Annotated in this window: 22 protein-coding genes; 16 read left to right on the top strand and 6 right to left on the bottom strand. The window is 64.2% G+C overall.

Annotation, left to right across the window (positions count from 1 at the left end; genetic code table 11):
* The first annotated feature begins 62 nt into the window (after positions 1-62).
* Together DL240_RS03570 and DL240_RS03565 are read left to right on the top strand one after the other, a co-directional pair.
* A complete protein-coding gene (locus DL240_RS03570) occupies positions 63-1,013 on the top strand; it encodes a phosphotransferase family protein (RefSeq protein WP_111728474.1) in 951 nt (316 codons plus the stop codon).
* Between the two features lie 92 nt (positions 1,014-1,105).
* Entirely contained in the window at positions 1,106-2,083 is a 978-nt protein-coding gene (locus tag DL240_RS03565; RefSeq protein WP_158542327.1) for an asparaginase, read from the top strand.
* Between the two features lie 42 nt (positions 2,084-2,125).
* Here the strand turns inward: DL240_RS03565 and DL240_RS03560 are convergent, their stop codons facing one another.
* Together DL240_RS03560 and DL240_RS03555 are read right to left on the bottom strand one after the other, a co-directional pair.
* On the bottom strand, positions 2,126-2,845 hold the full coding sequence (locus tag DL240_RS03560) for a response regulator transcription factor (protein ID WP_199589723.1): 720 nt from the start codon (positions 2,843-2,845) through the stop codon (positions 2,126-2,128).
* Positions 2,846-3,170: 325 nt separating this feature from the next.
* Positions 3,171-6,032 (bottom strand): fibronectin type III domain-containing protein, encoded by a 2,862-nt coding sequence (locus tag DL240_RS03555; RefSeq protein ID WP_111728472.1) that lies wholly within the window; start codon positions 6,030-6,032, stop codon positions 3,171-3,173.
* 364 nt (positions 6,033-6,396) lie between these two features.
* On the opposite strand from DL240_RS03555, the gene DL240_RS03550 reads away from it, so the two are divergent.
* From DL240_RS03550 to DL240_RS03485, 14 genes are all read left to right on the top strand, one after another.
* On the top strand, positions 6,397-8,067 hold the full coding sequence (locus DL240_RS03550; protein WP_111728471.1) for a cation:proton antiporter: 1,671 nt from the start codon (positions 6,397-6,399) through the stop codon (positions 8,065-8,067).
* On the top strand, positions 8,060-9,640 hold the full coding sequence (locus DL240_RS03545) for a cation:proton antiporter (RefSeq protein WP_158542326.1): 1,581 nt from the start codon (positions 8,060-8,062) through the stop codon (positions 9,638-9,640). Before DL240_RS03550 ends, DL240_RS03545 begins: the two co-directional genes overlap by 8 nt.
* A gap of 6 nt (positions 9,641-9,646) precedes the next feature.
* Complete coding sequence (locus DL240_RS03540; RefSeq protein WP_111728469.1) at positions 9,647-10,135, top strand: Na+/H+ antiporter subunit E; 489 nt, start codon at positions 9,647-9,649, stop codon at positions 10,133-10,135.
* Positions 10,132-10,386, top strand: coding sequence for an MrpF/PhaF family protein (locus tag DL240_RS03535; protein WP_111728468.1), 255 nt, complete (start codon positions 10,132-10,134; stop codon positions 10,384-10,386). Before DL240_RS03540 ends, DL240_RS03535 begins: the two co-directional genes overlap by 4 nt.
* 24 nt (positions 10,387-10,410) lie before the next feature.
* Positions 10,411-10,722: a monovalent cation/H(+) antiporter subunit G gene (gene mnhG / locus DL240_RS03530; protein ID WP_111728467.1), complete on the top strand. Its 312-nt coding sequence runs from the start codon at positions 10,411-10,413 to the stop codon at positions 10,720-10,722.
* Positions 10,709-10,966: a Na(+)/H(+) antiporter subunit B gene (locus tag DL240_RS03525; RefSeq protein WP_111728466.1), complete on the top strand. Its 258-nt coding sequence runs from the start codon at positions 10,709-10,711 to the stop codon at positions 10,964-10,966. Before mnhG ends, DL240_RS03525 begins: the two co-directional genes overlap by 14 nt.
* A complete protein-coding gene (locus DL240_RS03520) occupies positions 10,956-11,645 on the top strand; it encodes an MnhB domain-containing protein (RefSeq protein ID WP_111728465.1) in 690 nt (229 codons plus the stop codon). Before DL240_RS03525 ends, DL240_RS03520 begins: the two co-directional genes overlap by 11 nt.
* On the top strand, positions 11,642-11,950 hold the full coding sequence (locus DL240_RS03515; protein ID WP_111728464.1) for a sodium:proton antiporter: 309 nt from the start codon (positions 11,642-11,644) through the stop codon (positions 11,948-11,950). The genes DL240_RS03520 and DL240_RS03515 overlap by 4 nt, the downstream gene beginning before the upstream one ends.
* Entirely contained in the window at positions 11,943-13,451 is a 1,509-nt protein-coding gene (locus tag DL240_RS03510) for a complex I subunit 5 family protein (protein ID WP_199589722.1), read from the top strand. Before DL240_RS03515 ends, DL240_RS03510 begins: the two co-directional genes overlap by 8 nt.
* Complete coding sequence (locus DL240_RS03505; RefSeq protein WP_111728462.1) at positions 13,448-14,974, top strand: complex I subunit 5 family protein; 1,527 nt, start codon at positions 13,448-13,450, stop codon at positions 14,972-14,974. The genes DL240_RS03510 and DL240_RS03505 overlap by 4 nt, the downstream gene beginning before the upstream one ends.
* Before the next feature lie 15 nt (positions 14,975-14,989).
* Entirely contained in the window at positions 14,990-16,771 is a 1,782-nt protein-coding gene (locus DL240_RS03500; protein WP_111728461.1) for a complex I subunit 5 family protein, read from the top strand.
* Between the two features lie 78 nt (positions 16,772-16,849).
* Entirely contained in the window at positions 16,850-17,737 is an 888-nt protein-coding gene (gene sppA, locus DL240_RS03495; RefSeq protein WP_111728460.1) for a signal peptide peptidase SppA, read from the top strand.
* 5 nt (positions 17,738-17,742) lie between these two features.
* Positions 17,743-19,188 (top strand): TolC family protein, encoded by a 1,446-nt coding sequence (locus DL240_RS03490; protein WP_111728459.1) that lies wholly within the window; start codon positions 17,743-17,745, stop codon positions 19,186-19,188.
* Between the two features lie 113 nt (positions 19,189-19,301).
* Positions 19,302-19,913 (top strand): MlaC/ttg2D family ABC transporter substrate-binding protein, encoded by a 612-nt coding sequence (locus DL240_RS03485; protein ID WP_111728458.1) that lies wholly within the window; start codon positions 19,302-19,304, stop codon positions 19,911-19,913.
* A 45-nt stretch (positions 19,914-19,958) separates the two neighbouring features.
* On the opposite strand, the gene DL240_RS03480 is transcribed toward DL240_RS03485, so the two are convergent.
* From DL240_RS03480 to DL240_RS03465, 4 genes are all read right to left on the bottom strand, one after another.
* Complete coding sequence (locus DL240_RS03480; RefSeq protein WP_111728457.1) at positions 19,959-21,284, bottom strand: FHA domain-containing protein; 1,326 nt, start codon at positions 21,282-21,284, stop codon at positions 19,959-19,961.
* Between the two features lie 74 nt (positions 21,285-21,358).
* Positions 21,359-23,497 (bottom strand): TadA family conjugal transfer-associated ATPase, encoded by a 2,139-nt coding sequence (locus tag DL240_RS03475; RefSeq protein ID WP_158542325.1) that lies wholly within the window; start codon positions 23,495-23,497, stop codon positions 21,359-21,361.
* Between the two features lie 219 nt (positions 23,498-23,716).
* Positions 23,717-24,940, bottom strand: a complete 1,224-nt coding sequence (locus DL240_RS03470) for an ABC transporter ATP-binding protein (protein WP_111728455.1) — start codon at positions 24,938-24,940, stop codon at positions 23,717-23,719.
* A 30-nt stretch (positions 24,941-24,970) separates the two neighbouring features.
* Positions 24,971-26,074: an ABC transporter ATP-binding protein gene (locus DL240_RS03465; RefSeq protein WP_111728454.1), complete on the bottom strand. Its 1,104-nt coding sequence runs from the start codon at positions 26,072-26,074 to the stop codon at positions 24,971-24,973.

The following is a 26,074-nucleotide window of genomic DNA, read 5'->3' as shown; positions in this document are numbered from 1 at the left end:
CTGGATGCCTGTTGGCGTCCGGGTTTTTTTGTGAAGGTACGATCCCGGAGAAGGGAGAGCGGATGGCGAAGGATGCATCACAGCAGCGGCACTGGGAGCAAAAGAACTCGGTGGAGGTGGAGCCGCAGAAGCTGGCACAACGGCTCGAGAGATGGGGCCCGATCGAGGTGCTGGCGTCGCTGGCCGGCGGGACCAACGCCGGTGCAGTGGTGCGGCTGGGCGATGGTACTCGGGCGGTCTATCGCGAGTATGTGCGGGGCTGGCGAGCGTGGGCGACCGAGTGTGGCGTCTGCGGGGAGCTGGCCACCGAGGTCGGGGCTCCCGCGCTTCTGGAGGGCGGGGAGGAGGCGCCGTCGGGGGGAGGGTTGTGGTGGTCGCTGGTGGAGTTTGTGGAGGCGGCTGCCGGGGACGTGGAGCCCCGGGGGGAGGATGTGGCCGAGGTGATCGCCGGGGTGGCCCGGGCGCGGAGCTACTCCCGGCCAGGGCTTTTGAAGACGGGGTTGAGGCCCGGGAAAAGCTGGGCAACGCATCGGGAGGAGTGGGACGACTTTATGGGGTGGGCCCTGGCGGAGGAGGTCGTCTGTGAGCGGTTGGGAGAGGAGCTCCGCAAACGTGTGGAGGCGCGGGCGGCTCGGGCTGGCGGGGCGCTGGCGGCGCTGGGGAAGGCTGCGTATCTGATGCACGGCGATTTAAAGGCCGAACATATCCTGCGCCAGGAGCAGGAGGGGCGTACGAGCTGGCGGGTGGTCGACTGGGAGTTGGCGCGCGCCGGGCACCCGCTGATCGAGGTCGCGCGTTGGACCACGTCCCGGCGTTTCGACCGGTGGTGGGCGGAGTGCGAAGAGGTGCTCGACGCGCTTGCCCGGGCGATGCCGGAGGCGGTGGTGCCGCAGGCACAAGAGGTGGTGGAGCTCTACCGCTTGCAGAGTTTTCTGGGGACGCTGCGTGCCGGCGCCCACCGCGAAGATGCGTTGGTCTGGGCGTTGCGCGGTGTGCGCGAGGTCTGTGCTTGATTGGAGCTGGGGCGCTGGCGCATAGTCGCGGCGCCCGGGTGCAGATGCCCCCGATGCCAATCATGAGGATGCGCAAGATGACGAGGTTCTCGATGCCACGCGTATTGATTTTGCACACCGGGGGGACACTGGGGATGAGTGGCTCGCCGCTGTATCCCGACGCTTATGCCACTCGCCTCACCGAAGCCGTGCCGGAGTTGGAGGCGCTGGCAGATATCGAAACCCGGATCATCTTCAATCTGGACTCCAGCGATATGGGCCCGGAGCACTGGGCGGTGCTCGCCAGTGAGATCGACGCCAGCCGTGACGATTTTGATGGTTTTGTCATCGTCCACGGGACCGACACTATGGCCTACAGCGCCGCGGCGTTGAGCTTTGCGCTGATGAACCTGGGGAAGCCGGTGATTCTCACCGGCGCCCAGCGCCCGCTGGGAGCGTTGCGCACCGATGCCCGGCGCAATCTGGCCGATGCCGTGGAGCTGGCCACTCGCCAGATTCCCGAAGTCGGGATCTGCTTTGATGGCATTCTGGTGCGGGGAACTCGCGCCACCAAAAGTCACGCCAATGACTATCGGGCATTTGATAGCCCGGGCACCGAGCCGATTGCACGCCTGGGGGTAGATATCGAACTCAGCGAGGGGCTTCGACCGGTGGCCGGTGCGTACACCTTTCGGCCCGCATTCGATCCGGCGGTGATGATGATGCATGTCACCCCCGGGTTGCGGCCCGAGCTCTTTGAGCCGGTGATCGCCTCCGGGGCTCTGCGGGGCCTGGTGCTGGCCGCCTACGGTATGGGGACGATTCCGGCGCGGGAGCCCGACATGACGGCATTCGTTCGCCGGGCGGTCGCCAGCGGCGTGGAAGTGCTGGTGATTACGCAGGCGGCCGGGAGGATCGATCTGGGGCTCTATGAGAACAGCCGTCGGCTTGCCGATGCCGGGGCCATCGGAGGAGGGGGACTTCATGGGGAGGCCGCGGTGACCAAGATGATGCACGCGCTGGCGAACTTCGAGGCGCGTGAAGAGCGCCGCGCTTACCTCCAGAGCGACGTGGCCGGAGAGCGCGGGTAGCGCTCCCCGGCCACGGGAAGAACTTAAATTTTAAGGGGGGATTCAGGTCACGAAGAACTGGTATCCCTTGCCGTGGACGGTTTTGATCCAGTCGGCGTCGCCACCAAATTCGACGAGCTTCTTGCGCAGGCGGCTGATGTGAACGTCGATGGTGCGATCGAGTCCGTCGTACTCGCGATCGAGAAGTTGGCGGTAGAGCTCATCGCGGCGCACTGTGGTGCCGGAGCGGCGAGCGAGCATCCAGAGCAGATCGAACTCAAAGGTGGTCAGCTCGACCAGGGTGTCGGAGATCGTGGCCTGGCGGGCGCGGCGATCGATGAAGAGCGGACCCATGTTGAGTTTTTTGGAGTCACCGCCGGCAACCGAGAGGTCGGTCACTTCGCTGATCTGCTCGATGCGTCGAAGCAGGGCTTTGAGCCTGGCGAGGAGCAGGGGAGGAGAGACCGGCTTGGTTACGTAATCATCGGCGCCGACCTCCAGACCGCGGATGTGGTCGTTGTCGCCGTGTGAGCCGGTGAGCATGATGATGGCCCCCATGTAATCGGGGCGCACCGCCTTGCAGACCTCGAAGCCGTCGGAGTCCGGCAGCCCCAGATCGAGCAACACCGCGTCGGGGTTTTCATCGCGGATGCGAGAGATGGCGTTCTCACCATTGGACTCGATCTGCGTGTTGAATCCCTCGGTCTCCAGCAACTCGCTGAGCGCGCTAGCCAGAGCGGGATCGTCTTCGACAATCAAGACAGTCGCTTCGCTTTCCATCATGCCAACAGTCTCCTCAAGAAGACGCAAAAGATAAAAATACGGGGCGAGCCCTACGTGCGAGTTCGGGACGAGCCCGGTGAGGTGGCGCAGTACCCGTGTCGAATTCACATGAATCTGGCCCGCGCGGGCGTGTGTCCTGCAGACATCGCCGCGCGGAACTATAGCACTGGCTTCTGGAACGGGCGCGTCGGGATTGCAGTGTTTTACAAGTTTTCACATGGCGGTGCCAGTGTGAAGGTTCAAAAAAGAATACGCCGCGTCCGGGGGACGCGGCGTATTCTTTTTTGCGCTACCAGGCGCTTCGCTACCAGTGCGGTGTCACGGGTCAGGGGATCGTGACGGAGGCGCCGGAGATGGTCTCCTGTATATCTCCGATGGAGATGGTGACCTGATACTCGTAGTTCTCGCCACTGGAGGCGCTACTGAGATCGTCCGTTGCGTTTTCGCTGGTCGCTACATCGGTCCAGGTGGCGCCGCCATCGTCGGAACGGTTCCATAGATAGGACACCGAATCGGCCGTACGGAAACCGGTGGCGGGGGTGGAGTCGGGGGACTCTTCGCCCCGGCTGTCCACGGCGACGACGTAGACTGATACGTCCGCGCCGTTGGACGGTTGTGGGCCGATGAGCGACAGTGCGACCTGTCCGGTGCCGTTGTTGCGGTCGGCGTCGATCGCGCTGTAGTTGATGGTCGGGGGCGCGGCTGGGATATCAATGTCGCTGGTCGCAAGCCCGCGGGTGATTACGCCGCTGCCATCATTGTTGTAGACCACGTACTCCTCGATGGAAGCGGGAGCGAGGTTCCCTTCGGCCGAGTCGCTTGGATCACTGCTCAGCAGACCGGCGAGCGCGACGACGGTGTAGGACGCTTCGTCGCCAGGCTGAGGGAGCACCGGCTCAAAGCTCAGCGTCACACTGTCAGGGTTATCGTCAGTGAGCATGACGTTGGCCGGCGCGGCCGGATTGGGTTGAGGCGGCGCCCCACTGTCTGCGTAGGAGGTGGTGTTCGCGTCAAGCGAGCTGGCAATTTCGTCTTCGCCGCGGAAGACCTTGTAGCCGGTGATGGTCGGGGCCGCGCGAGAGCCTTCTGCAGAGCTGCTATCCACGCTCTCGCCGGAGACGTTGTAGGCGCGCACGATGTAGGAGCGAGGCGCGCCGGGGCTGGTCGCTGCCGCGTTCCACGTCAGATTCACGGCGGTGGAGTCGTCGACGGAGGCGCCCAGGTTGGTCGGAGCGCTGAGCTCACCTGCGGCCGTGGTCGTATCGGTGAAAGTGTAGACGCCGGCGTCAGAGATGTCGGCAAGAAGAGTCGCGCTGCTAGCGTCGTAGACGCGATAGCCCGTCGCGCCGTCCACCGCGCTCCAACTCAACTCGATGCGGTCGAGGTATTGGGTGGATGCTACGACGTTGGTCGGGGCCCCGGGGATCGCCGGCTGGGTCTCGAACTGCGACTCAGCGCTGTAAGAGGTTTGGGTTGTGTTCACGATGTAAGCGCGCGCGTAATAGGTGGTTTCCGGGGCCAGGGAGGTAAGCGCCAGGGTAAACGTGCCGACGCCGGGAGATGCCCCGTGGGGGAAGCAGAGGGTGCTGCCGGAGGCGGGGTAGCTGGGCGCAGATGAGGTGTCCACGCACACGCCGACTTCGGTTGCTGCTGGCTCACCGAGGTTGGTGACTTCAACGTTCGCGGCGGCGGTGTAGATCCCGACGTTCGTGATGTCGACCAGGGTCACCTGGGCTGCAGACGTTGCGCGATAGCCGCTTGCGCCGGCGCTGGTGGCTTGCTCAGCGCCGGGGGCGTTGAGGACCACGCGGTAGAAGCGTTCCGAGCCATCATCCGGGGCGGTGATGTCGTTGTGCGATGCGGTGGTGGCGCCGGCGAGGTCCTGGTAGTCGCCCTCAACATCGGCGTTGGCGGTGGTGCGCTGCCACTGGTAGCTCAACTCGCCGACCCCGCGCGCTCCGGAAATCTGAGGGCTTTCAGGACCCGAAATGCCGTTGCCGGTGGCGCGAATGCGGTACTGACGCTGGGCGCCGGTATCGGTGGTCGAACCATTGATACTCAGCGCCACGCGGTCGGCGTAGGTGCCCGCGCTCACGTCGACGCTACCGAGGGTGATGCTGCCCAGCGGGGCGCCTTCGTCCAGATAGGTGGTCGCAGCGCCGACGTCGGTCCAGGCGCCGTCGTCGATTTGCACCTGGTAGCCGCTGAGTTCGGGGGCCGGGAGCTGCGCCGTGACGGCCTCGGAGGCATCACTGACAGCGTTGGGGTAGGTCGCCACGACTTCGTAGCTGACTTCGGTTCCGGCCACGCCACTGCCCGCCGACCACGTCAACTCAATGCCGTCGGTCTCTGTACCCTGGCTGGCGCTGAGATCTTCGTAGCCGGCAAATGTGCCGCGGGGGGCATCCTCGTCGTCAAAGGTGAGTTCGCTCACCGTGCCGAGGGACTCACCATCGCGCAGCACCTCGTAGTCGGTGGCGCCGGCGGCTTCGTCCCAGGTCAGCGTGATGGTCGTGTCGGCCGGCGTAGCGACCACATTGGTCGGGGCCGGAGCGAGCGTGGTGAAGTCGATGATGTTGCCGTAGCCCACCTCCTGCTCGCCGTCGATGAAATAGGAAGCGACGTAATAGAGGGTGCCGGCACTCAGCCCCTGCGCCACGGTCTGGAACTCTCCCGGCGCGGTGAGCACATCGGTAATGGCCTTGCATTCGGCGTTGTCATGTGTGGGGCTGGTCTCGGTCGCCGACCAGCAGAAGCCGAGTTCGTTGAGCCCGACCAGGGGCAACTCGGCGAGTTGGCCGTTGAGTTGGGCGCCGGTCGCGTTCACCAGGGTGGGGATGGTGGTGATGATGTCGGTTTCCGGGCACTCCGTTTCGCCGCTGCATACAAGCTCGGTTCCCTGGCACTCAAACTGGTCGAGATCGCAGGGGCCGCAGGGATCGCCCGGATCATTCTCCAGGGTCTGGATGCCCCCGCAGGCGTTGAGCAGGTCGGTGTCGGCGTCGGGGCCGACATCAGGCAGGTCGCTCAGGTTCACGCAGGTGCCCGCCTGACAGGTTTCATCGGGGAAGCAGTCCTGAGGTAGCTCACAGGCCTGATCGGTGAACTGGGGTTCGCAGCCGACAAGGGCTGCGAGGGCGCCCAGCGCCATGGCGCCGCGAGTAAAGGGAGAGAAGCGAGGCATCATTGCAAGATCTCCTGCCGATGTTGGGCGATTCGGGTCACCCGGGACCGCGTGTCAAATCAGTAGATACGACTATCTTCGTTCAACTTAGTACATCTCGGGAGCAGTGTCGACGCCTCGGTCGCGCGTTGAATCTGCGGTGATGGTGTGCACCATTGGCAGCCCGTGGGAGGTTGAGAGACGATGTGCACCTCCGCAGGTGTGTCGAGGGAATGCGGCGTTTCTGAGTGATAAATGGCCTGGCGAAGGCGTGACTGGATGTTCTGGAGGGCTGGATGAGGAGCAGAGCAGGAGCCACCCCGGCTGAAGGGGGCGTCGCCAAGGGGCGGGCGCCGCTGAAGAGGCTGCCGGCCTGGAGGTGGGCGCGATGATGGTGCCGGGAATCATCGAGAATCTCGGTTGGATTGTCTGCGCCTCCACGCTGGTGGTGCTGGTGGCCGACCGGCTGCGTATCCCGTCGATCGTGGCCTACATTATCGCCGGGCTCATGCTCGGGCCGATCCTGGGGCTTATTGAGGTGACTCACTCCGTTGAGCTGATCGGGGAGGTCGGCATCGCGCTGCTGCTCTTTGTGGTGGGGCTGGAGTTGAGCCTGGATCACATCCGAGACGTGGGAAAAGTGGCGGTGGTCGCCGGGGTTACCCAGGTGGCGGTTTCGGTGGCGGGGGGCTTCGGGTTGAGCTTTCTGCTGGGCTACGGGTCGCTGGAGGCGTTGATGCTCGGCATCGCGGTGACCTTCAGCAGTACGGTGGTGGTGGTCAAGCTGGTGGACCAGCGCGGCGAACTCGACGCGCTCTACGGCCGGATCGCCGTGGGGATTCTGCTGGTTCAGGACATCGTCGTGGTGCTCTCCTTGACGGTGTTGGCGGGGGCCTCGGAGGGCGGTGGGGAGTTGGCGGTCGGTCAGCTGCTCGGGAGCATCGGGTTTGCCCTGGGAGGCACGGCCTTGCTGATGATTGCCGCGCTGGCGGCGTCGCGCTGGTTGCTCCCGCGGCCGATGGGGTGGGCGGCCCGCTCGGCTGAGACGCTCTTTATGTGGAGTCTGGGGTGGTTCTTCGTGTTTGTGTTGGTCAGCTATGTGCTTGGTCTCAGCCTGGAGATCGGGGCGTTTCTGGCGGGGCTGAGTTTGGCGCAGCTGCCCTATAGCGAAGAACTCAAGCGCCGGGTCCATCCGCTGATGAGCTTCTTCGTGGCGATTTTCTTTGTAACGCTGGGGCTGCAGGTTGACCTGAGTTCGGCCCGTCAGGGCCTGGTGGTGGCTGCTGTGTTGAGCGTGTTTGTGATGGTGGGCAAGTTTCTGGTCTTTATGGTGATGGTCAGCCGTCAGGGATACGGGGAGCGTACGACCTTTAAGACGGCGATCTCCCTGGCGCAGATCAGCGAGTTCGGATTTATTTTTGCGGCGATGGCGCTCTCGGCCGGGATGATTGGCAAGGAGGTGTTGTCGATTGTCGCAGTGGTGGGGTTGGCGACCATCGCGATATCCTCGTTTTTGATTCAATACAGCGACCAACTCTACCGGTTGGCCCACACATCGGGGCTGCTGAAGATCTTTGGGGCCGGCGGCCGACCTGACGAAGAAGGGGGGCGTCATGGGCCAAGCGATCATGTGATCGTCGTGGGGATGAATCCCCTGGGCCGGGAGCTGGTGCGTCGGCTGGAAGCCTCCGGGCAGGCGGTGGTGGCCGTGGATACCGATGCGGCCAAGCTGCGCGATCTGCCCGCCGAGACGGTTCTGGGCAACGTGGAGCATCCCTCCGTCTTTGAAGAGGCGGGGCTGGAGCATGCTCGCGCGGTGATCAGTGCCCTGCACATTGATGATACCAATCGCTTGATCGCCATTAAGGCCCGGCGAGTCGGGATTCCGGTGGCGATCCATGCCTTTGACGGCGCGCTGCGTTCGGAGTTGGAGGCGCTGGAGGTCGATTATCTGATCACGCCCAGGGCGGATGCCGTCGCTCAGGAATGGGAGCGCCTGCGCCAGTCGCTGGATATCGGCAGGGGAGAGCAGCGCGACGAGGAGCCCGGCCATGCTTGAAGTTGCATTTATTGTGTTTGGAGCGGCGCTTGCGTTCGGGCTGGGGCGAGGATTGAAGGTCCCGGTGATGCCCCTTCTGATTGTGATGGGGTTGATCTTTTCGGCCTCTGGAGCGCTGGATGACCGGGAGGTAGTGGGATCCATGCTCGAGATCGGGCTGACTTTTCTGGTCTTCGCTGCCGGTCTGGAGATGGCGCCGGTGCGTGTCCGAGGCAAGGTCGGGGCGGTGTTGCAGGTTGGCGTGGTCCAGTTTGTGGCGCTGGGCGGTCTGGCGTTGGGGATACTCTTGCTGGGCGGACGCAGCCTGGAGGAATCGCTGTACGTGGCGTTGGCCGCCGCGGCGAGTTCGACGCTGGTGGTGGTGCGATTGCTTCGGCAGCGTCGCCAGATTTTTGAGCCGCTGGGGGCGCTGATTATCGGCGTGTTGCTGCTTCAGGATGTGCTGATCATTCTGGGGCTGGTGATCGTCTCCGGGCTCCCCGAGGGGGGGGCGGAGGTGTTGCAGCGTGTTGGTGGCGGGGCCCTGGTGCTGGGGCTGTCTGCCCTCTTGTACTGGCGGGTGATGCCGGTCCTGCTTGCGCGCTATGAGCATGATGACGAGATCGGTCTTCTGATCGTGGTGGGGACGCTCTTTGCGATGCTGGGGCTGGCTTCGCTGGTCAACGTGCCGATCATTGTGGGGGCGTTTGGCGCCGGGCTCTCGCTCTCATCGTTTCCCACGAACGCTTTGGTGCGGGGGCTGATTGGCCCGCTGATTGACTTCTTTCTGGCGCTCTTCTTTGTCGCGCTGGGGGCGTTTCTGGTGCTGCCGACCCTGGAGGAGCTGCTGGTCGGGGCCGGGCTGGTGGTCATGATCTGGGTGGTGACGCCGGTGGTAGTCGTGGCGGTTGCGGAGCGTGCCGGGTTTACAACCAGCGGGGCAGTGGAGGCCGGACTTTTGTTGGCCCAGACCAGCGAGTTTTCGCTGGTCGTGGCGCTTCAGGGCGTGTCCAGCGGTCAACTCAGTGAGGGGACGCTGACGATCATCTCGCTGGTTACGGTGGTGACCATCGGTTTGGCGCCCTGGGTGTCGAGCAAGGCGCTGGTGCGCCTGGGTATACGATTGCATCCCCGGCCGCGCGCGGTGGAGGGGGCGGCTGAAATGGAAGGGCATGTGGTGGTCATCGGGCTGGGAGTGGCCGGCGCGATGTTGATGGAGCGTCTCCAGGATGCCGGCATCGGCGCGGTGGGCCTGGACTACGACCCGGCGGAAGTCTCTCGTCTGCGCGAACAGGGGTACCGGGTGGTGTGGGGTGATGCGGACGACCCCCGGGCGATGGAGGCGCTGAATTTAGCCGGCGCGCGCGCGGTGATCGTGACCACGGGGTCGGTGATGCACACGCAGTTGGTCTCCGAGCATATCAGCGAGGACGCCCAGCTGTGGGTGAATCTGATGGATGATACGCGGGTGGAAGCCTGCGAGGCAGCGGGGGCGCGCACGGTGAACTACTCCCGGGCGTCGAGCGAAAAGGTGGTGGAGTGGTTTGAAAGCCTGGCCGACGGTGCCCGGCCTGAGCAACCGGCAGAGGGGTGAGCGACCATGGGGCAATGGGGGTGGGTGGGACGCGGCGCGGTGTTTGTGGCGTTGTGGGGAGCCTGGACAGGGGTGGCAGGGGGCTCCTGGGCCTTCGGCGTACCGGCGGTGATCGTCGCGACGTGGATTAGCTGGAGGTTACGCGGGGAGGGCCAGGCGCGGCTGCGTCCGTGGGAGGTGATGCGTTTCTCGGTCTATTTTGTCAGCGCGTCGGTGCGGGGAGGGTTGGATGTGGCCTGGCGCGCGATCGCTCCGGGGATGCCGATGCAGCCCGGGTTTGTGGAGTATCCACTGCGGATGTCGGTCGACTCGGCGGCGGCGGTGTTTTTTGCCAACATCATCAGCCTGCTCCCGGGGACGCTGAGTGTGCGTCTGGGGGAGCACTCGGTGATGGTGCACGCCATCGACCTGCGCCCCCCGGTGGAGGATGAACTGAGTGCGCTGGAGGTGCGGGTGGCCCGGGCCTTCGGCGAGCCGCTAAAGGAGGGGCCATGATGGTGGTGGCGGTGATGGTGATGGGGAGTTTTTCGGCAGCCATCATCCGAATCTGGCGCGGGCCCTCGGGGGCCGATCGCATGATGGGGGCCCAGCTTTTTGGGAGCTCCGGGGCGGCTGTGGTCCTGGTGTTGGCCGGTATGGCGCAGGAGTGGGGCTTGATCGATGTGGCGCTGGTCTTTGCCGCGCTGGCGGCGGTCACGGTGGTGGCTTTCGTCGAGCGTACCGAGAGAGCTGCGGAGCCACGTTAAAGAGACACGCGGGGGAGGGCGCAGATGGAGATCGCCGGGCTTGTGCTGATGGTCTGCGGGGCGTGCTTCTTTCTCGCTGGCTCGGTAGGGATGTTGCGCTTTCCTGACGTGTACACTCGTCTGCACGCTCTGACCAAAGCGGATAACCTCGGTTTTGGGTTGGTGGTGGCCGGGTTAAGCCTCCGCGCCCCGGGACTTAACGAGGTGTTCAAACTCGTGTTGACCTGGGGTTTTGTCCTGGTCGCCAGCACTGTGTCGTGTCACCTGGTCGCGCGTGAGGCGCTGCGCCAGGGCGTGAAGCCTCAGCAACCAGGGGGAGACGATGGTGGTGTTTGATGCGCTGGTCACGGTCACGCTCTGGGCGCTGGCGGTGGGGGCTGTCTCCCAGGCCGATCTCTTTAAGTCGGTGGTGCTCTTTGTGACCCTGGGAGTCGTTGTGGCGGTGGCCTGGGCTCGGATGGGGGCGGCCGACCTGGCAATGGTCGAGGTGGCGGTCGGGGCCGGGGTAACCGGTGCGCTCTTTTTAAATACCTTGGGGCACCTCGAGCAGAGCTCAGAGGAGGGGGAAGGTGAGAAGTGAGCGGGCGTTTGAGGTCGTAGTCGGTGTGTTATGCGCGGCGCTCGGGGCCCTTCTCGGCGTGGGGGCTTTTAGCGCTCGCGGGCTGGAGCCCGGCGCCGGGCGCCTGGTGGTGGCCCGGCTGTCAGAAAGCGGGGTTAGCAGCCAGGTGACTGCCGTGCTGCTGAACTTTCGCGCCTACGACACCATGCTCGAAGTGACGGTTCTGGTGGTTGCCTTCTGGGGGGTCTGGTCCTTGCGCCCTACCACCGTGCCCCTGGCACAACGAGATACGGACCCGATCCTGAGGAAGACCATGGGAGGGATGTTGCCGGTGTTGTGGCTTCTTTCGCTGTATCTGCTCTGGGCGGGAACCAGTCGCCCCGGGGGAGAGTTTGCCGCCGGGGCGGTGCTGGGAGCAGCCGGAGTGCTCTCCCTGTTGATGGGACTAAGAGTGGGGGGAGCGCAACGACGGGCCTTGCGGAAAGCCGTTCTTGTGGCGGGGATTTTGGTGTTTGTTGCCGCCGGGTTGGCCGGAGCGCTTCGCAGCGGTGTGGCGTGGGGATATGGAGCACCCGAGGCCAAGCGCTGGATCGTGGCGATCGAGATCGCCGGTGCAGCGACCATTGCTTTTGTATTGGTGGGGCTCTTTGCCGGAGGGCTGCAACGTATGAATCCGAGAGGGCAGGCGGAGGGCTCATGACGGCGCAGACCTTCTATACGATTGCCGGGGTCGGCCTGATGGCCACCGGTTTCTTCGCCTGGATGGTGCGACGGCACCTGATTCGGCGTCTGATGGGGGTGAATCTCATCAGTACCGGCCTCTTTATGGTGCTTATCGCCGGCGCTCGTCAGGCCCCCGAGGGGCCAGACCCGGTTCCTCAGGCGATGGTTCTAACCGGCATCGTCGTCGCGGTAAGCGCCACGGCGCTCGGGCTGGCGCTGATTCAGCATATCTATGAGGAACGGGGCGCGCGTTCGCTGGGGGAGGGAGGGGCAGGTGAATGACCTTCCCCTGGCCAGCCTCGCGGTGTGGGTTCCCCTGGTCGGGGCGCTCATCACCTCGCTTGCACCGCGGCACCGCACGCCCTGGTGGGGGCTGGCCGGGGCCCTGGTAAGTGCGATGGCCAGCCTCGGACTGGTGGTCGATGTGGCACGCGAAGGGCCGCGCCAGGAGAGTCTGGGAGGTTGGGGCGCTCCGCTGGGAATCGAACTCTGGGTTGATGGGCTGGCGGCATTGATGGTGGCCATGTGTGCGGTGGTCGGGTTGGCGGTCAGTGTTTACGCGGTGGCTTACTTTAAGCCCGACGGTCCGAATGGCGGGCATGCTGAGGAGTCTCAGCTGCGTCGTCAGGCGTATTTCTGGCGACTCTGGTTGCTGGTCTGGGCCGCGATGGTGGCGGCCTTCGTCTCTGCGGACCTGTTTAATCTCTACGTCGCCATCGAGGTGCTCGGGCTGGGGGCGGTTTCACTGGTGGCATTGGCCGGTGGTCGCGCGCTGCCGGCGGCGCTCCGCTACCTCTATGTGACGCTTTGTGGCTCGTTATTTTACCTCTCCGGCGTGGTGCTCCTCTACGGAGACATCGGCGCGCTGGATATGGCCACCCTCGGGGGACGACTGGCGCAGGGACCGACGGCAACTGCGGCCTTGACGCTGATGGTGGTCGGACTGTCCCTTAAAACGGCGCTCTTTCCCCTGCACTTCTGGTTGCCGCAGGCTCACGCCGACGCTCCGGCTCCGGTCAGTGCACTGCTTTCGGCCCTGGTGATCAAGGTCACCTTCTACATCCTCATCCGGTTGGGGGTGACCGTGTTTGCCGGGGTTGGCGCCGCGCAAGCCGGGGGCGTGCTGCTGGTGCTCGGCGTCATTGCGATTCTCTGGGGAAGTTTGCGTGCCCTGCTTCAGACCCGTCTTAAAATGATGGTTGCCTACTCCACCGTCGCTCAGGTGGGCTACCTCTTCGTGGTTCTGGGGCTCGCGCCGCGCACCGAGGCCAGCGTGGTGTGGCAGGCCGGGGCGTACTTTATGATCGCGCACGCCTGTGCCAAGGGGGCGATGTTTCTGGCCGCTGGCGCGATCGCCCGGGCGGTGGGCCACGATCAGATCGGACAGATGCGTGGGGTGGGGCAGGGGCTGGCGCTCCCCTTCTTTGCGTTTGGACTGGGCGGCATCAGTCTGATGGGCCTTCCTCCCAGCGGGGGCTTTGTGGCCAAGTGGTTGTTTATCACCGGCGCGGTGGCCAGCGGGGACGTCATTGTGGTGATCGCGTTGGCAGGTGGCGGTTTGCTGGCCGCCGCCTATGTGGTCAAAACGTTGGGGCTGGCATTTGAGCGCGCCCCTCGAGAAGGCGCCCCCTCACTGCGTCCCATCTCGCCACTTCTGGGCTGGTCGGCGATGGCCTTAGCGGCGGTTGCGGTCATCCTGGGGGTGGCCGCCGGCGCTCCGCTCGCACTTCTGGAGGTAGGACTCCCCTTTGGCAGCTCCCTGGCCGAAGGAGTGTCGCCATGAGCGACGAGGCGCTTTTCTGGCTCCCGCTGGCCGTCGTGCTCAGCTCCATGCTCCCCGGGCTGTGCATTTTCGCGCTCAAAGAAGAGCAGGTGCTTGCCCGTACCATCCTCAACCTGGCCGGCATCCTGACCAAGCTCGGCCTGATCACCGCGATGGTCATCGGGGTCTACCGTGGTCATATCTACGAGACTCGCCTGCCCTTGATGCCCGGCTACGACCTGGTGCTTCATGCCTCGGCGCTGCCCATCCTCTTTGTGGTGCTCTCGGCGGTTCTGTGGCTGATCACCACCGTCTACGCCATCGGCTACCTGGAGCACTCCCCGGGGCGCAGCCGCTTCTTTGGATTTTTCAGCGTCTGCGTCAGTGCCACCACCGGCATCGCGCTCTCGGGGAACCTCTTCACCTTCGTGCTCTTTTATGAGCTGCTCACCCTGGCAACCTACCCACTGGTCGTCCACCGCGGCACGCAGGAGGCGTTGCGGGCCGGTCGGATCTACCTGGCCTACACCCTGACCGGCGGCACGATCTTGCTGGTGGCGGTGGTCTGGCTACACGCCCTGGTCGGGCCTTTTGACTTCCGCGAGGGCGGCGTTCTGGCCGCCCAGTATGGCGAGCATGCGCCCACGCTCATGGTGATCTTCTGGATGATGATCGCCGGGCTCGGGGTCAAAGCCGCGCTGGTCCCCCTGCATGGGTGGCTCCCGGTGGCCATGGTCGCCCCGGCCCCGGTCAGTGCGCTCTTGCATGCGGTCGCCGTGGTCAAGGCCGGGGCTTTTGGCGTGGTGCGGGTGGTTTATGATGTCTATGGCATCACCTACGTCGGCGAGCTGGGGCTGGGGCAGGGATTGGTCTGGGTGGCATCGTTCACCATTATCTACGGTTCAGTGCGGGCCCTCGCCCAGGACAAGCTCAAGCGCCTGTTGGCGTACTCGACGGTCAGCCAGGTGGCGTACATCATTCTGGGAGTGGGCCTGGTGGCGCCCCTGGCGAGCGTGGGGGGCGTGGTGCACCTGGTGCATCAGGGGGTGATGAAAATCACGCTCTTCTTCTGTGCCGGAAACCTCGCGGAAACACTGGGCATCCATCGCATCAGTCAGATGAACGGAGTGGCCCGTAGGATGCCTGCGACGATGGCCGCGTTTACCATCGGCGCACTGGGCATGATCGGGGTGCCGCCGCTAGCAGGATTTATCTCCAAGTGGTTCCTGGGCATGGGCGCGATGGAAGCCCAACAACCCTGGGTTCTGGTGATTCTGGCGGCTTCGAGTGCGCTCAACGCCGCCTATTTTTTGCCGGTCATTTTCACAGCGTACTTTCGCGAACCAGCTCAACCCTGGCCGCTTGAAGGCTGGCCCGGGCGCTTCGAAACCCATCTGAGCCTGCTCCTGCCAGCGCTGATTACGGCAGCGATGGTGATTGCGTTCGGTCTGGGAGCAAGTGCCATCTGGAGCCCCTTATCCTGGGTGGAGATCGTGGTGGCACGCATCTATCCGGGCCCTTCGGCATTTTCAGGCCCCCCCTGAGACGGAGGACGCCCCATGAACGAGGTTCAAACCTGGGGACTTGTCGCAGCCCTGGCCTGGCCGCTGGTGGGCGCCATCTGGGCGCTGGTGGGACATGCCGGGCGTTCGATGCGACTGGGACTGGTGTGGGTGCTGCCCGCACTGCTCTGCGCGATCCTCATGCCTGAAGCAAATGAGCGCCTGGCCTGGCTGATGCTCGATGCGCGCTTTGGGCTCGACTCGACCACGCGGGTGTTTCTGGCGCTGAGCGCGGTGGTCTGGGGATGTGCGACCACCTACGCCGGCTACACCATGCCGGCATCACTGACATTACGACGCTTTGCGGTGTGCATGATGGCGTCGATGGCCGGCAACTTTCTGCTGATCGGCGCCCTCGATATGCTCAGCTTTATGGCGGGCTTCGCCCTGATGAGTTACGCGGGTTACGGTCTGATCGCGCACTTCATGACCGTGAGCGCGTGGCGTGCCGGACGGGTCTACATGGCGCTCACCGTGGGGGCCGAACTCGCGCTCTGGGCCGGGGCGGTTCTTGCCTGGTCGCTGGCGAATAGCTGGGAGCTGGAGGTGGTCCGCCAGGCGCTCGTGGCCGACACCGTAGCCGCTCGGGTGGCGTGCGGGTTGATTTTTGCGGCATTCGGGGTCAAGGCCGGCCTGGTTCCCCTCCATATCTGGTTACCCCTGGCGCATCCGGCGGCGCCTACCGCGGCCAGCGCCGTACTGAGCGCAGCGATGATCAAGGCCGGGGTGCTCGGGTGGTTGCGCTTTTTGCCCCTGGGCCTTGTCGAACTTCCCTCGATCGGGTTGGCCGCGGTGGTATTGGGAGCCGCCGGCACCTTCGGCGCGGTGGCAGTGGGGTTGGTGCAGCGAAAAGTGAAGACGATTCTGGCCTATTCGAGTGTCAGCCAGATGGGCTACGTGGCGCTGATGGTCGGTTTGGCGGCCCGGTGGCCCCAGGTCTTCCCTCAGGTGCGTCTGGCGATCCTCATTTTTGTGGTTCACCACGGTCTGGCGAAAGGGGCCCTGTTCTTAAGTGTGGACGCCACCAAGCGCTACCTCCCAAAGACTCGGACGGGGGCGCGTGTGGCCCTTGCGATACTGGTGTTGCTGCCCGCCATCGCCATCTCGGGCGGCCCCTTAACGAGTGGGGCCCTTGCGAAATACGCGCTTAAAACCGTGGCGCACCACGAACACGTGGGGCTGCCCGAGGTACTCCTTGACGTGTGGCTGGTCGCCGGGGCGTTGGCCACCGGTGCGCTGATGGCCCGGTTTTTAGTTGTGCTCGCCCGTAAACTTCCCGAGACCTCGCTGAAGCCCGCGCCCGTGCCGGCGCTGATCGCCTGGGCGCTGTTGGCCAGCGGCTCGATCTGGGCCATCGGACTTGCGCCCCTGGGAGTGCCCTCAAAATGGCGGGGCGGATTTGTGGAAATCTCCTCGGTGTGGTCTGCCCTCTGGCCCCTGGTGCTGGTGGCGGCCCTGGCCTGGGTGCTCTGGGCCCGGCCGGTGGAGGTGCTCCGACGCGCGATCGGACGCGTGGCCCCGGGGGATCTCCTGGAGCTGTTGGTCTGGAGTGCTGAACGCATGCTACGCCGGGCCGCTCGTTGGGGGGCCCTGGGGAGGCGCCACCTGGAGCGAGGCCTTCTAAGTCTGCGGGATCGTTTCGATGCGCTGGCCCTGCGCGCCAAAAGTTTGCCTCGCTCTCAACGTCAGACGCTCTCGCGGTGGAGTTCCGGGGAGTGGCTTACCCTGGTCGTCGCGCTGGTCCTGGCACTGGCGATCTGGCGCAGCGTTTCGATCTGAGTGGACACCGTGGTATGAGTGGCGAAAATCGGGTCGGAATGTCGCGCCCGCTGCAGGTGCGCCCACTGAGGTTGTTGCATGAAAAAACGCGGAATCATTACCCTGGTTGCCATCTTCGGAGCCCTCTTTTTTGGGCTGATGGTCTTTATCACCGTTCTTATCACGGCGTTTTCTCCCGACGGCTTCGGCGGGGTGGGAGAGAGCATCGGCATCATCGAGGTCGAGGGCCCCATTATGGAGTCCAAGAAGACCGTCGAAGATATCCGGCGCTTCCAGAAAGATGAAAACGTCAAAGCCGTCGTGGTACGCGTCGACAGTCCTGGAGGAGCGGTCGCCCCTTCTCAGGAAATCTTTGAGGCGGTGAAGGCCCTCAACGAGGTCAAGCCGGTGGCCATCTCCATGGGCTCCACCGCTGCCAGCGGCGGCTACTACATTGCGTGTGGTGCCGAGACGATCTTTGCCAACAACGGGACGCTGACCGGTTCCATCGGTGTGATCACCCAGTTCTTCAACGTGGAGGGGATCCTCGACACCGTGGCCGTCGATGTTCACACCATCAAAAGTGGTGAGTTCAAAGACTCCGGCTCTCCCTTCCGGGAGTTTCTCCCCAAAGATGAGGCGGTATTTGCCGAGATGGTAATGGACATTCACAGCCAGTTTGTCGAAGACGTGGCCGAGTGTCGTGGACTGGAAGAGTCGGTAGTGCGTCGTCTGGCGGATGGCCGCGTGTACACCGGTCGCCAGGCCAAAGCGAACAAGCTCGTCGATGAGATTGGCACGCTTCACGACACCATCGACTTTCTGGCCGAGAAGGTCGGTCTGACCGATCCTCCCGTGGTCTATCCGCCGGAAGAGCCCATGGGCTTTGTGCAGGAGTTGATGAGCGCCGGTGTGCGTTCGACCACCCAGGCCGCCCGCGACGAGATCGCTCCCCGTGTTCAGCTTCTTTACACCGGCCCGCAGTGACGACCATGCGCACCATCTTCAGTATTGTAACTGCATTGGGGGCGCTCCTGCTGGGGGCCTCGCCACTCGTTGCGCAGGAGCAAGCGGCAGCCCAAGGGCAGGGCGTCACGTTGACGCTCGCCGAGGTGGAGGAGCGCGCTCGGCTCAGCCCCGAGCTTCGGGCTCAGCAGAGCGCTCGTCAGGATCACGCCCGCTGGCAGGCCTATCGCGCCGACCGCGCCTGGTGGCCGAAAATCGAGGCGCAGACGCTGATCGCCCCGGTGCCGGCCAACGCCGATCCGTCGAACCTTGATGAAAACCTCGACGAGATCCTCTCGCTGAACCTGGGGCCGCTCTTTCGTCAGAGCGCGCGCGTGATCGTGCCGGTCTACACCTTCGGGCGTGTCAGCATTGCTCGGGAACTCGCTGCGCTGGGGGTAGACGTGGCCGAGATTGAGGCGGAGGAGGCCTTGGCGGAGCACCTTCTCCGGGCACGACAGGCCTACTTTGGTCGCCAGCTGGCGGAAGCCTTCGGCGCGTTGCTGAGCGAGGGCGAGACGCTGGTCAACGGTGCCCTCACCGAGATGGAGGACGCCCGCGACTTCGGCGAGGCGAGTTTTAGCACCGAAGATTTCCGCCGCCTGCAGATCTTCAAAGCAGAATTCGACACGATGATGCTGGACAACGCCCGGCTCCGCGATCTGAGCGACTCGGCGCTTCGTTACCTTATTGACGAAGACGGGAGCATCCGGGTGCCGCCTTTAGATCCTGAGCGCGTCGATGCTCCGCTGGCCAGTCTGGAGGCAGTGCAGCGTTACGCAGGGGAGCATCGCCGCGATCTGCAACTCCTGGCTCAGGGGCTGCGCGCGCGCGAACTTCAGCTCGACCTGGCGCGACGAGATTACTGGCCCAATATCTTTGCGGCGGTCGACTTCGGATTTGCCTGGTCTACGGAAGCACCGGCGCTCCAACGTGTCTGTCGGCGGGCGGCCCCTGGCGAGCCCTGCATCGACGTCGATACGCTCTGGACACGGCCCTACTCCAACCCCCTGAATTCATTGACGCTGGGGGTGGGAGTGGGACTTCGTTGGCAGTTCGACCTGGCTCAGCAGCGCGGCAAAGTCGGCGAGTCGCAAGCCAAGCTGGCCGAACTCCGCGCGCAGGCCGATCGCGCTCGTGGGGCGGTGGCGCTGGAGGTTGAGCAGGCCTGGCGCACGGCTGCGGATGCACGGGCGCGTGTCGAGATTGAGGCGCGTCGCCTGGACGCGGCGCGTCGCTGGCGCAACCAGTTCGGGCTTCAGAATGAGCTCAGCGACGCGAACATGCGCGACGCTCTGGACCCGCTTCGTGCCTACTACGAAGCCCAGGCTGCCCACCTTGAGGCTGCCCATGCCTACCTGGCAGCCCGTGCCAGACTCGCCCGCGTCGTCGGCGCGCCTTCGCTTGAGGCGCTCGCTGGACTCCCGGACTGAGTCGCCTCCCCAGCGCCGATACTCTTGAATGAAAGTGGTCTTGCGGCTGTCTTATCTACAACCGCGACTTCTTTTGTCGCGCCTTTGAAGTCATCACCTCAGGAGTTTCTCCCATGAAGATTACGACTCGTCTCAAACATCTGGTGGTCGCGTTGACCACCATCTCCGCGGTCGGCCTGATGGCCCTGAGCGCCTGGGCAGCGGCTCCCACCGAGGTTGTTAAGGAGCGTACCGAGGCCATTGCTAACGTGCTCGAGAAGCCAGACAGCAAGGCTCGCAACGCCGAGTTGACCCGAGAACTCAATCAGACGATCGACTTTGCCTACCTTGCGGGGCTGGCATTTGGCGAACACTGGGAGGCACGCAGCGACGAGGAGAAGCAAGAGTTTCTCGACCTCCTCCAGCGGATGCTTCAGGCGAATTACCAGGATAGGCTCAGCGGTCGTACGCTGAACGAAGACTACACCATCACCTATGGCAACGAACGCACCCGCAACGATCGCGCGTTCGTGCGTGGCGAGGTGACGCGCAAGGGCGAGTCGTTCCCGGTCGTCTACAGGCTCTATCGCGACGGTGAGACCTGGCGCATTTACGACCTGGTCATCGATGATATCAGCCTCGAGGAGACCTACCGTGAGGGGTACGTTCCCATCATCGAGGATGAAGGCTGGGGCGAACTCATTCGCCTGATGCGTGAACGTATCGAGCAGATGGAGGCAAAGTAACGTCTCCTGACGAAAAAAGGCGCCCGGGTAGGGCGCCTTTTTTCGTCACGGGGCCGGAGCATAGGCCTCAAACGCAATTCGCTTCTTGCGAAGGTGAGTCTCCACATCTTGGAGAAGCGCCAGCGACTCCTCGTCACCCGGGAGCACCGCCAGAGCCTCAACCAGCTTGTCATGCGCGGCCTTCGGATCCGCACCGCGGCGGCTGTTGAAGAGGCGGCTGGCGTCGCTGCGCAGGTTATAGGCGATGGTGCGGTTGAGGTGACCCAGCGTCGTCTGAGCCCGGTCCCGGGCGATGGAGCCCTGGGGCAGCGAGAGCAAGAGCTCTCGTGCTTCCTCGTGGCGGCCTTCTTCGCTTAAGAGTTCGCCCTGTGCCAGAGTGGCGGCGGCCTCCCGTTCCACATCGACTTGTTCACGGAGCTGGCGGGCGTCGTCATGCTGCGGGGCCAGTGCCAGCGCTTCGCTGGCAGCCGCCAGAGCAGCGTCCCAATTGCCCAGCTCAAGCTGCGTGCGGCCGTCTGCCACATGCTTCGCAATCTGATCTTCCAGCGTGGGCATCGCCGGGGCCGACAGGTCCACTGCTGGCTCGTCGCCGCTCATCTTCACCAGCGTAAACACGCCGGCCGCTCCTACGACCAGGCCCAGCACCACGACCACTGCCATCCCGGCATAGGTGGTCATCGCGCTGCCCCCGGAGCGTTGGGCATAGTCCGCCGGATTGATCGTGGCGTTGCCTTCGACAAATACGAACTCCAGGTTGCCAAACTCCACACGGTCACCGGCACTGAGCGCCTGCTGAGACTGGACAGCCTTGCCGTTGAGTCGGGTACCGTTGGAGCTGCCGCAGTCGACCACGGAGTAGAGGTCGCCGTGACGGGCAACGATCGCGTGTCGCCGGCTGATCGAGGCGTCCGAGAGCAGAATAAAGTTCTCGTCGGTGCGCCCGATCGTGTTTTCCACCTCCGAGAGGCTGAACTCTTCACCGGCAAAGGCATCGTTAATGCGGACGAGCTTATGATGCTCGTTGCCCGAGTCGATAAAGAGCGTGGAGAGCACGTTCAGCTGCTTCATGCGCGCCGAGCGCTTGAATTCCAGATAGAGGTAGTAATCTCCGATGCGAATCTGGCTGGCCGTGCCCAGATCGCGTTGCTGTACGACGCGTTGGCCGTCGACAACAACCCCGTTGGCGCTGCCCAGATCCTCAATGTAGCAGCGGCCGTCCTGCACGGAGATACGGGCGTGCTCGCGGCTCACGCTGGCCGAGGGCAATACCACGTCGCAGGTCTCCAGACGCCCGACGACATAGGCGCCGTGGTCAAAGGAGAACGTGTCGGCGACCTGGCCATTCTGGTCTTCGATGGTAATCGTAAACATAGGACTCGCCGAAAGATAAGGCAGAGGCGCGCCGGGACCCTCACATCAACATCGGGTCCCGGCAAGAGGATGCGCTACTCGCGGAAGATGCCCAGATCGACGTCAACGCCGGCGTGGCGAAGATCCTCGTAGAACATGGGAATGTAACCAGTGGGGTAGAATTCGCCCGCGCCGCCTTCGACGCGGTAGTAGAACACGTCGCCCAGGCGGAAGGTGTCCAGGTCTACGCCCTGGACCTCCGAGATCTGTTGGACGCGGAAACCTCCCTCGACCGTGGTGTTCAGCACCACCACCAGGTTGACCGAGCGCGCCACGTGCTCGCGAAGCCCCCGCGGGCTGAGTTCTGCCGCACCGAGTAGGCTCAGGCTCTCCAGGCGGCCCAGGGCGTCGGAGGCGCTGGAGCCATGCAGGGTGAGCATACTGCCCTCGGTGCCACTGGCGGCCGCGGTGACCCAGTCGTAGGCCTCCGAGCCGCGACACTCGTCGAGAACGATGCGCTGGGGGTGCATGGCGATCGCGCTGCGGAGCAAATAGCGCATATCGAAGCCGTGGGCCGGGTTGGCCTCCAGCCGCAGGGACGTGGGCGCGTCCATGCTCAAAGTGCTGTGCTCCTCGATCGCGATGAGGCGAGCGCTCTGCGGCACGACTCGAGTCAGGGCTCCCAGCAAGGTGGTTTTGCCCGAACTGGTCGGGCCGGCGATCACGATGGAGCGTCCGGCCTCCACGGCTCTGCGAAGAAATTCGGCGATACCTGCGCTCATGGCGCCCTGGGCCGCCAGCTCTTTCAGCGAGGGCTGGTAGCGGTTGGGCTTGCGGATGGTCAGTACCGGACCATCGACAGCCAGCGGCGGCATCACGATATGAACGCGCGTGCCGTCACCAAAGCGAACTTCATCGCTTGGCGAGAGGCCGTCCTGCGGTCCAAGAAGTCGGCGCGCAGCCAGCGTCAAAAAGTCTGGGTGGCTGAAGGCGCGAGGCGCGACGACAAGTTTGCCCGCTCGGCGCAGGACGATCTTGTCGTAACGGTTGACATAAATCGCCTGAACTTCCGGGTCGTCCAGGTAGCCTTCGACCGGCCCCAGTCCCACCGCTTCGCTGAGCATCAACTCGATGAGCGCTTCCCGGTCGCACTGCGGCTCGACCGCCTCGATCGCTTCGTCGATGCGGTTCTCATAGCGCGCGCGTTCGCCCTCTTCGGGCGGATAGCTCAAGGGGAGCTCTTCGTCACCGAGGCCATCAAAGAAGGCGTGGGCCACGTCGCGTTGGATTTGATGGAACTCGGCGTCGAATTCATCTTCCAGAGACAGACGGGCGGCCAGGGGCCGAATTCCAGCAGCCCCGGGAGTCTCAACGACATCGTCATGGGGAATCGCAGGCGTCGACGCGTCGAGAACCGGGGTGTCGAACTCAATCGGCGGCGCGATTGCTTGATTCGAGACCGGCGCCGGGGTGGGCGTCGCGGCCACGTCAAAGGGATCCACCTCTTCGTAGCCTACCGCGGCCCCTTCGCCGGTAACGCGCTCGTCTTCGAGAATGGGTTCAACCTCGGGAGCAACTTCCAGGATGTCGTCTCCGACATGATGTTGCGGCCCCAGATCAGCGTAGGTCTGACGGAGTTCGTTGCCCGGCGGAGGCGTGGGCATCGCGGGGGGCATGATCGGCGCGCCGGGGACCGAGCTTGAGCGCGGCACCGGCGGTTGAACGCCCGCGGGGGGCGTTCCCATGCCTGATTGCGAGGTTCCCGGAAAGGGCTGAGAGCCGCCTGGCACAACGCCGCCCAACCCTGACTGCCCCTGGGGGGTGTCCATGACCGTAGGGAAGTGCCGTCCCCCGGCGTGTCCTGCAGGGGGCTGAGGGGGCTGCGGCGGCGTGGTGAGCGGCCGCCCCTGGGGCGGGCGCGGCGGTCCCGGAGGCAGCGCTGCGCCGGCCTGCTCCAGCTGTAGGATAAAGTCGCCGATGTAGATCTTGTCGACGTCGCTGACCGGCTGCTCGCTGGTGACCTTGCGCCCGTTGACGTAGGTCCCATTGGTGCTCTTGAGGTCGACAATAAAGAACGCGCTATCTCGCAGCACGATACGCGTGTGCTGCTTGGAGACGTTGCCCTTAGGCAGGACAATATCATTGCCCTTCATACGCCCGATGGTGATCTCGGACTTGTCGAAGTCGAGCCGTGACTGCTGCCCACCTTTTTCGCTGATCGTTACGCTGAACATGAGGGGCAGTACCTCCTTGAAATAGGATGAATCGGGCATGGGGGGCGGATCGTAGAGAGCCGGCGTACTTCCCAATAGCGTTGCCTGTCGGGCCGGACAGGGGCGCACGGCGCCCTTCGGGGAGGGCGCACTGGTGCAGGTAGAATCAGGCCCGTCTCAAACTCGGTGGATGGTCGCACCGGGTCTAGAGGGTGTCAAGATACCAGCCTGTGGTCCCCTTCAGCTCTCCGCGCTCGGCTGAGCCTCGGGGGCCGGCGTTTCGGCAGGCGTGGGCGCACCGGCTTCGCCGGCGCTCTTCAGGGGCTGGGACTCGGTGCTTGCAACGCCATCGGTCCCGTCCGGAGTGGGGGAGGGGGCCTCTTCGGCAACCGGCGCCTCTTTGGCTTCCGGGCTCAAAGTGGCGTTGTCTTTAACCTTGGGCTGTTGGGGCAAACGGGCCCAGATGTCCGGGTCGTTCGGGGCAAATTCCGGATCGTAGAGGTGGCAGCGAACCTTATGTCCGGGGACCGGCTCCACGGTACGCGGCTCCACCGTCTTGCAGGGCGCAAAACAGGCCGGGCAGCGGGTATGAAAGCGGCAGCCCGCCGGAGGGTTCATGGGACTGGGGACATCACCCTTGAGGATGATGCGCTGGGCCCTGCGCCGCGGATTCGGCTGGGGAATCGCCGAGAGCAGGGCCTGGGTGTAGGGGTGGAGCGGGTTGTCGTAGAGTTCGTCGCAGTCGGCAAACTCAGCGATTTGCCCCAGGTACATCACCGCGATGCGATCGGAGATGTGTTGAACCACCGAGAGGTCGTGCGCGATGAAGAGGTAGCTCAGGTTGTACTCCTGCTGCAGATCCATCAGCAGGTTGATGACCTGAGCCTGCACCGACACATCAAGCGCGCTCACCGCTTCATCGCAGACGATGAAGTCGGGGTTCAGTGCCAGCGCCCGCGCAATGCCCACACGCTGCCGCTGGCCGCCGCTGAACTCGTGAGGGTAGCGCGTGATGTAGGACGGCTGCAGTCCCACCCGCTCCAGCAAGCCTTCGACCATCTCCCGCACTTTGTCGCCACGGGCCACACCGTGAACCGTGATGGCTTCACCGATGATACTCTCAATGGTCATGCGGGGGTTGAGGCTGGAGAAGGGGTCCTGAAAAATGATCTGCAGATTGCGCCGGATGCTGCGCATCTCGGTCGCGCTCAACTTCAGGATGTCCTGGCCTTTGAAGAGTACCTCTCCAGAGGTCGGTTCAAGCAGGCGCAAGAGGGAGCGCCCGGCGGTCGTCTTGCCGCAGCCCGACTCGCCGACCAGACCGACGGTCTCGTTGGCGCGGACTTCAAAAGAGATGCCGTCAACGGCCTTTACCGCGCCGACCTGGCGGTTAAAGAGGCCCTTCTTGATCGGGAAGTGCTTGGTCAGGTTACGGACTTCAAGCAGAGTAGGAGCGTCGCTCATAGGGAGTACCTTCGGGGGCCGTAAAACGGATTACCTGGAGACTTCGGCCGAGGTTTCGTCGGGGAGAACCGAGCCGTCGGCAGCGCTGGCGCCATCAGTGGTGGCCTTGGTGCCGGCGCGCACTTCGTCGGCGTACCAGCAGGCGACCCGGTGGCCGGGCTCCAGCTCGCGGGTTGGCGGCAACTCCGCACACTTCTCGGTGGCGTACTTGCAGCGGGTGCGGAAGCGGCATCCCGTGGGGAAGTCCTGCGGACGAGGCACCATGCCGGGAATCACGTAGAGGCGATCCTCGCGCCCGCGCGTCCCGCCGGTCTCGATCGTCGGAAGGCTGTTAAAGAGACCGATCGTATAGGGGTGTGCCGGCTTCTCGAAGACGGTGAACACATCGCCGTATTCCACGATGCGTCCGGCGTACATCACCGCCACATCGTCACAGGTCTCGGCCACCACCCCCAGATCGTGGGTGATGAACAGAATCGACATGCCCACTTCGGCCTGCAGTGACTTCAACAACTCCAGAATCTGAGCCTGAATGGTCACGTCCAGCGCGGTGGTGGGTTCGTCGGCGATGAGCAGTTGGGGCTTACTGGAGAGCGCCATGGCGATCATCACGCGCTGCTTCATCCCCCCGCTCATCTGGTGAGGATACTCGTCGATGCGCTGTTCGGGGGCGGGGATGCCTACTTTGGCGAGCATGTCGATCGCGTAGGCGCGCGCCTCGGCATACTCCATATCCTGGTGGAGCAGGATGGCCTCAATGATCTGATTGCCGACCGTGTAGACCGGATTGAGGCTGGTCATCGGCTCCTGGAAGATCATGGAGATGTCATTGCCCCGAATCTTGCGCATCTGAGCTTCGGTGAGCTTGGTCAGATCGGTGCCCTGGAAGTTGATCTCGCCATCGACGATCTTTCCGGGAGGCTGCGGAATCAGCCGCAGGACACTCAGGGAGGTCACCGATTTGCCGGAGCCCGATTCACCGACCAGCCCGAGCGTACGCCCGCGCTTGATCTCGAAGCTCACGCCGTCGACCGAGGGCAGGACGCCGTCGTCGGTGAAGAAGTAGGTCTTGAGCCCGTCGACCTTGAGGATCACGTCGTCGGACGCGCTCGTTTTGTTGCTATCGTTGGCCAT

It is taken from the genome of Lujinxingia litoralis (assembly GCF_003260125.1).
GTDB classification, from domain to species: domain Bacteria; phylum Myxococcota_A; class Bradymonadia; order Bradymonadales; family Bradymonadaceae; genus Lujinxingia; species Lujinxingia litoralis.
Note: the sequence above shows the minus strand (reverse complement) of the source record. Positions and strands in the feature narration are given on the sequence as shown.

Coding starts and splice junctions, on each gene's coding strand:
- DL240_RS03570 (WP_111728474.1), top strand. CDS start 63: ATGGCGAAGGATGCATCACAGCAGCGGCACTGGGAGCAAAAGAACTCG.
- DL240_RS03565 (WP_158542327.1), top strand. CDS start 1,106: ATGCCACGCGTATTGATTTTGCACACCGGGGGGACACTGGGGATGAGT.
- DL240_RS03560 (WP_199589723.1), bottom strand. CDS start 2,845: ATGATGGAAAGCGAAGCGACTGTCTTGATTGTCGAAGACGATCCCGCT.
- DL240_RS03555 (WP_111728472.1), bottom strand. CDS start 6,032: ATGATGCCTCGCTTCTCTCCCTTTACTCGCGGCGCCATGGCGCTGGGC.
- DL240_RS03550 (WP_111728471.1), top strand. CDS start 6,397: ATGATGGTGCCGGGAATCATCGAGAATCTCGGTTGGATTGTCTGCGCC.
- DL240_RS03545 (WP_158542326.1), top strand. CDS start 8,060: ATGCTTGAAGTTGCATTTATTGTGTTTGGAGCGGCGCTTGCGTTCGGG.
- DL240_RS03540 (WP_111728469.1), top strand. CDS start 9,647: ATGGGGCAATGGGGGTGGGTGGGACGCGGCGCGGTGTTTGTGGCGTTG.
- DL240_RS03535 (WP_111728468.1), top strand. CDS start 10,132: ATGATGGTGGTGGCGGTGATGGTGATGGGGAGTTTTTCGGCAGCCATC.
- mnhG (WP_111728467.1), top strand. CDS start 10,411: ATGGAGATCGCCGGGCTTGTGCTGATGGTCTGCGGGGCGTGCTTCTTT.
- DL240_RS03525 (WP_111728466.1), top strand. CDS start 10,709: ATGGTGGTGTTTGATGCGCTGGTCACGGTCACGCTCTGGGCGCTGGCG.
- DL240_RS03515 (WP_111728464.1), top strand. CDS start 11,642: ATGACGGCGCAGACCTTCTATACGATTGCCGGGGTCGGCCTGATGGCC.
- DL240_RS03505 (WP_111728462.1), top strand. CDS start 13,448: ATGAGCGACGAGGCGCTTTTCTGGCTCCCGCTGGCCGTCGTGCTCAGC.
- DL240_RS03500 (WP_111728461.1), top strand. CDS start 14,990: ATGAACGAGGTTCAAACCTGGGGACTTGTCGCAGCCCTGGCCTGGCCG.
- sppA (WP_111728460.1), top strand. CDS start 16,850: ATGAAAAAACGCGGAATCATTACCCTGGTTGCCATCTTCGGAGCCCTC.
- DL240_RS03490 (WP_111728459.1), top strand. CDS start 17,743: ATGCGCACCATCTTCAGTATTGTAACTGCATTGGGGGCGCTCCTGCTG.
- DL240_RS03485 (WP_111728458.1), top strand. CDS start 19,302: ATGAAGATTACGACTCGTCTCAAACATCTGGTGGTCGCGTTGACCACC.
- DL240_RS03480 (WP_111728457.1), bottom strand. CDS start 21,284: ATGTTTACGATTACCATCGAAGACCAGAATGGCCAGGTCGCCGACACG.
- DL240_RS03475 (WP_158542325.1), bottom strand. CDS start 23,497: ATGTTCAGCGTAACGATCAGCGAAAAAGGTGGGCAGCAGTCACGGCTC.
- DL240_RS03470 (WP_111728455.1), bottom strand. CDS start 24,940: ATGAGCGACGCTCCTACTCTGCTTGAAGTCCGTAACCTGACCAAGCAC.
- DL240_RS03465 (WP_111728454.1), bottom strand. CDS start 26,074: ATGGCCAACGATAGCAACAAAACGAGCGCGTCCGACGACGTGATCCTC.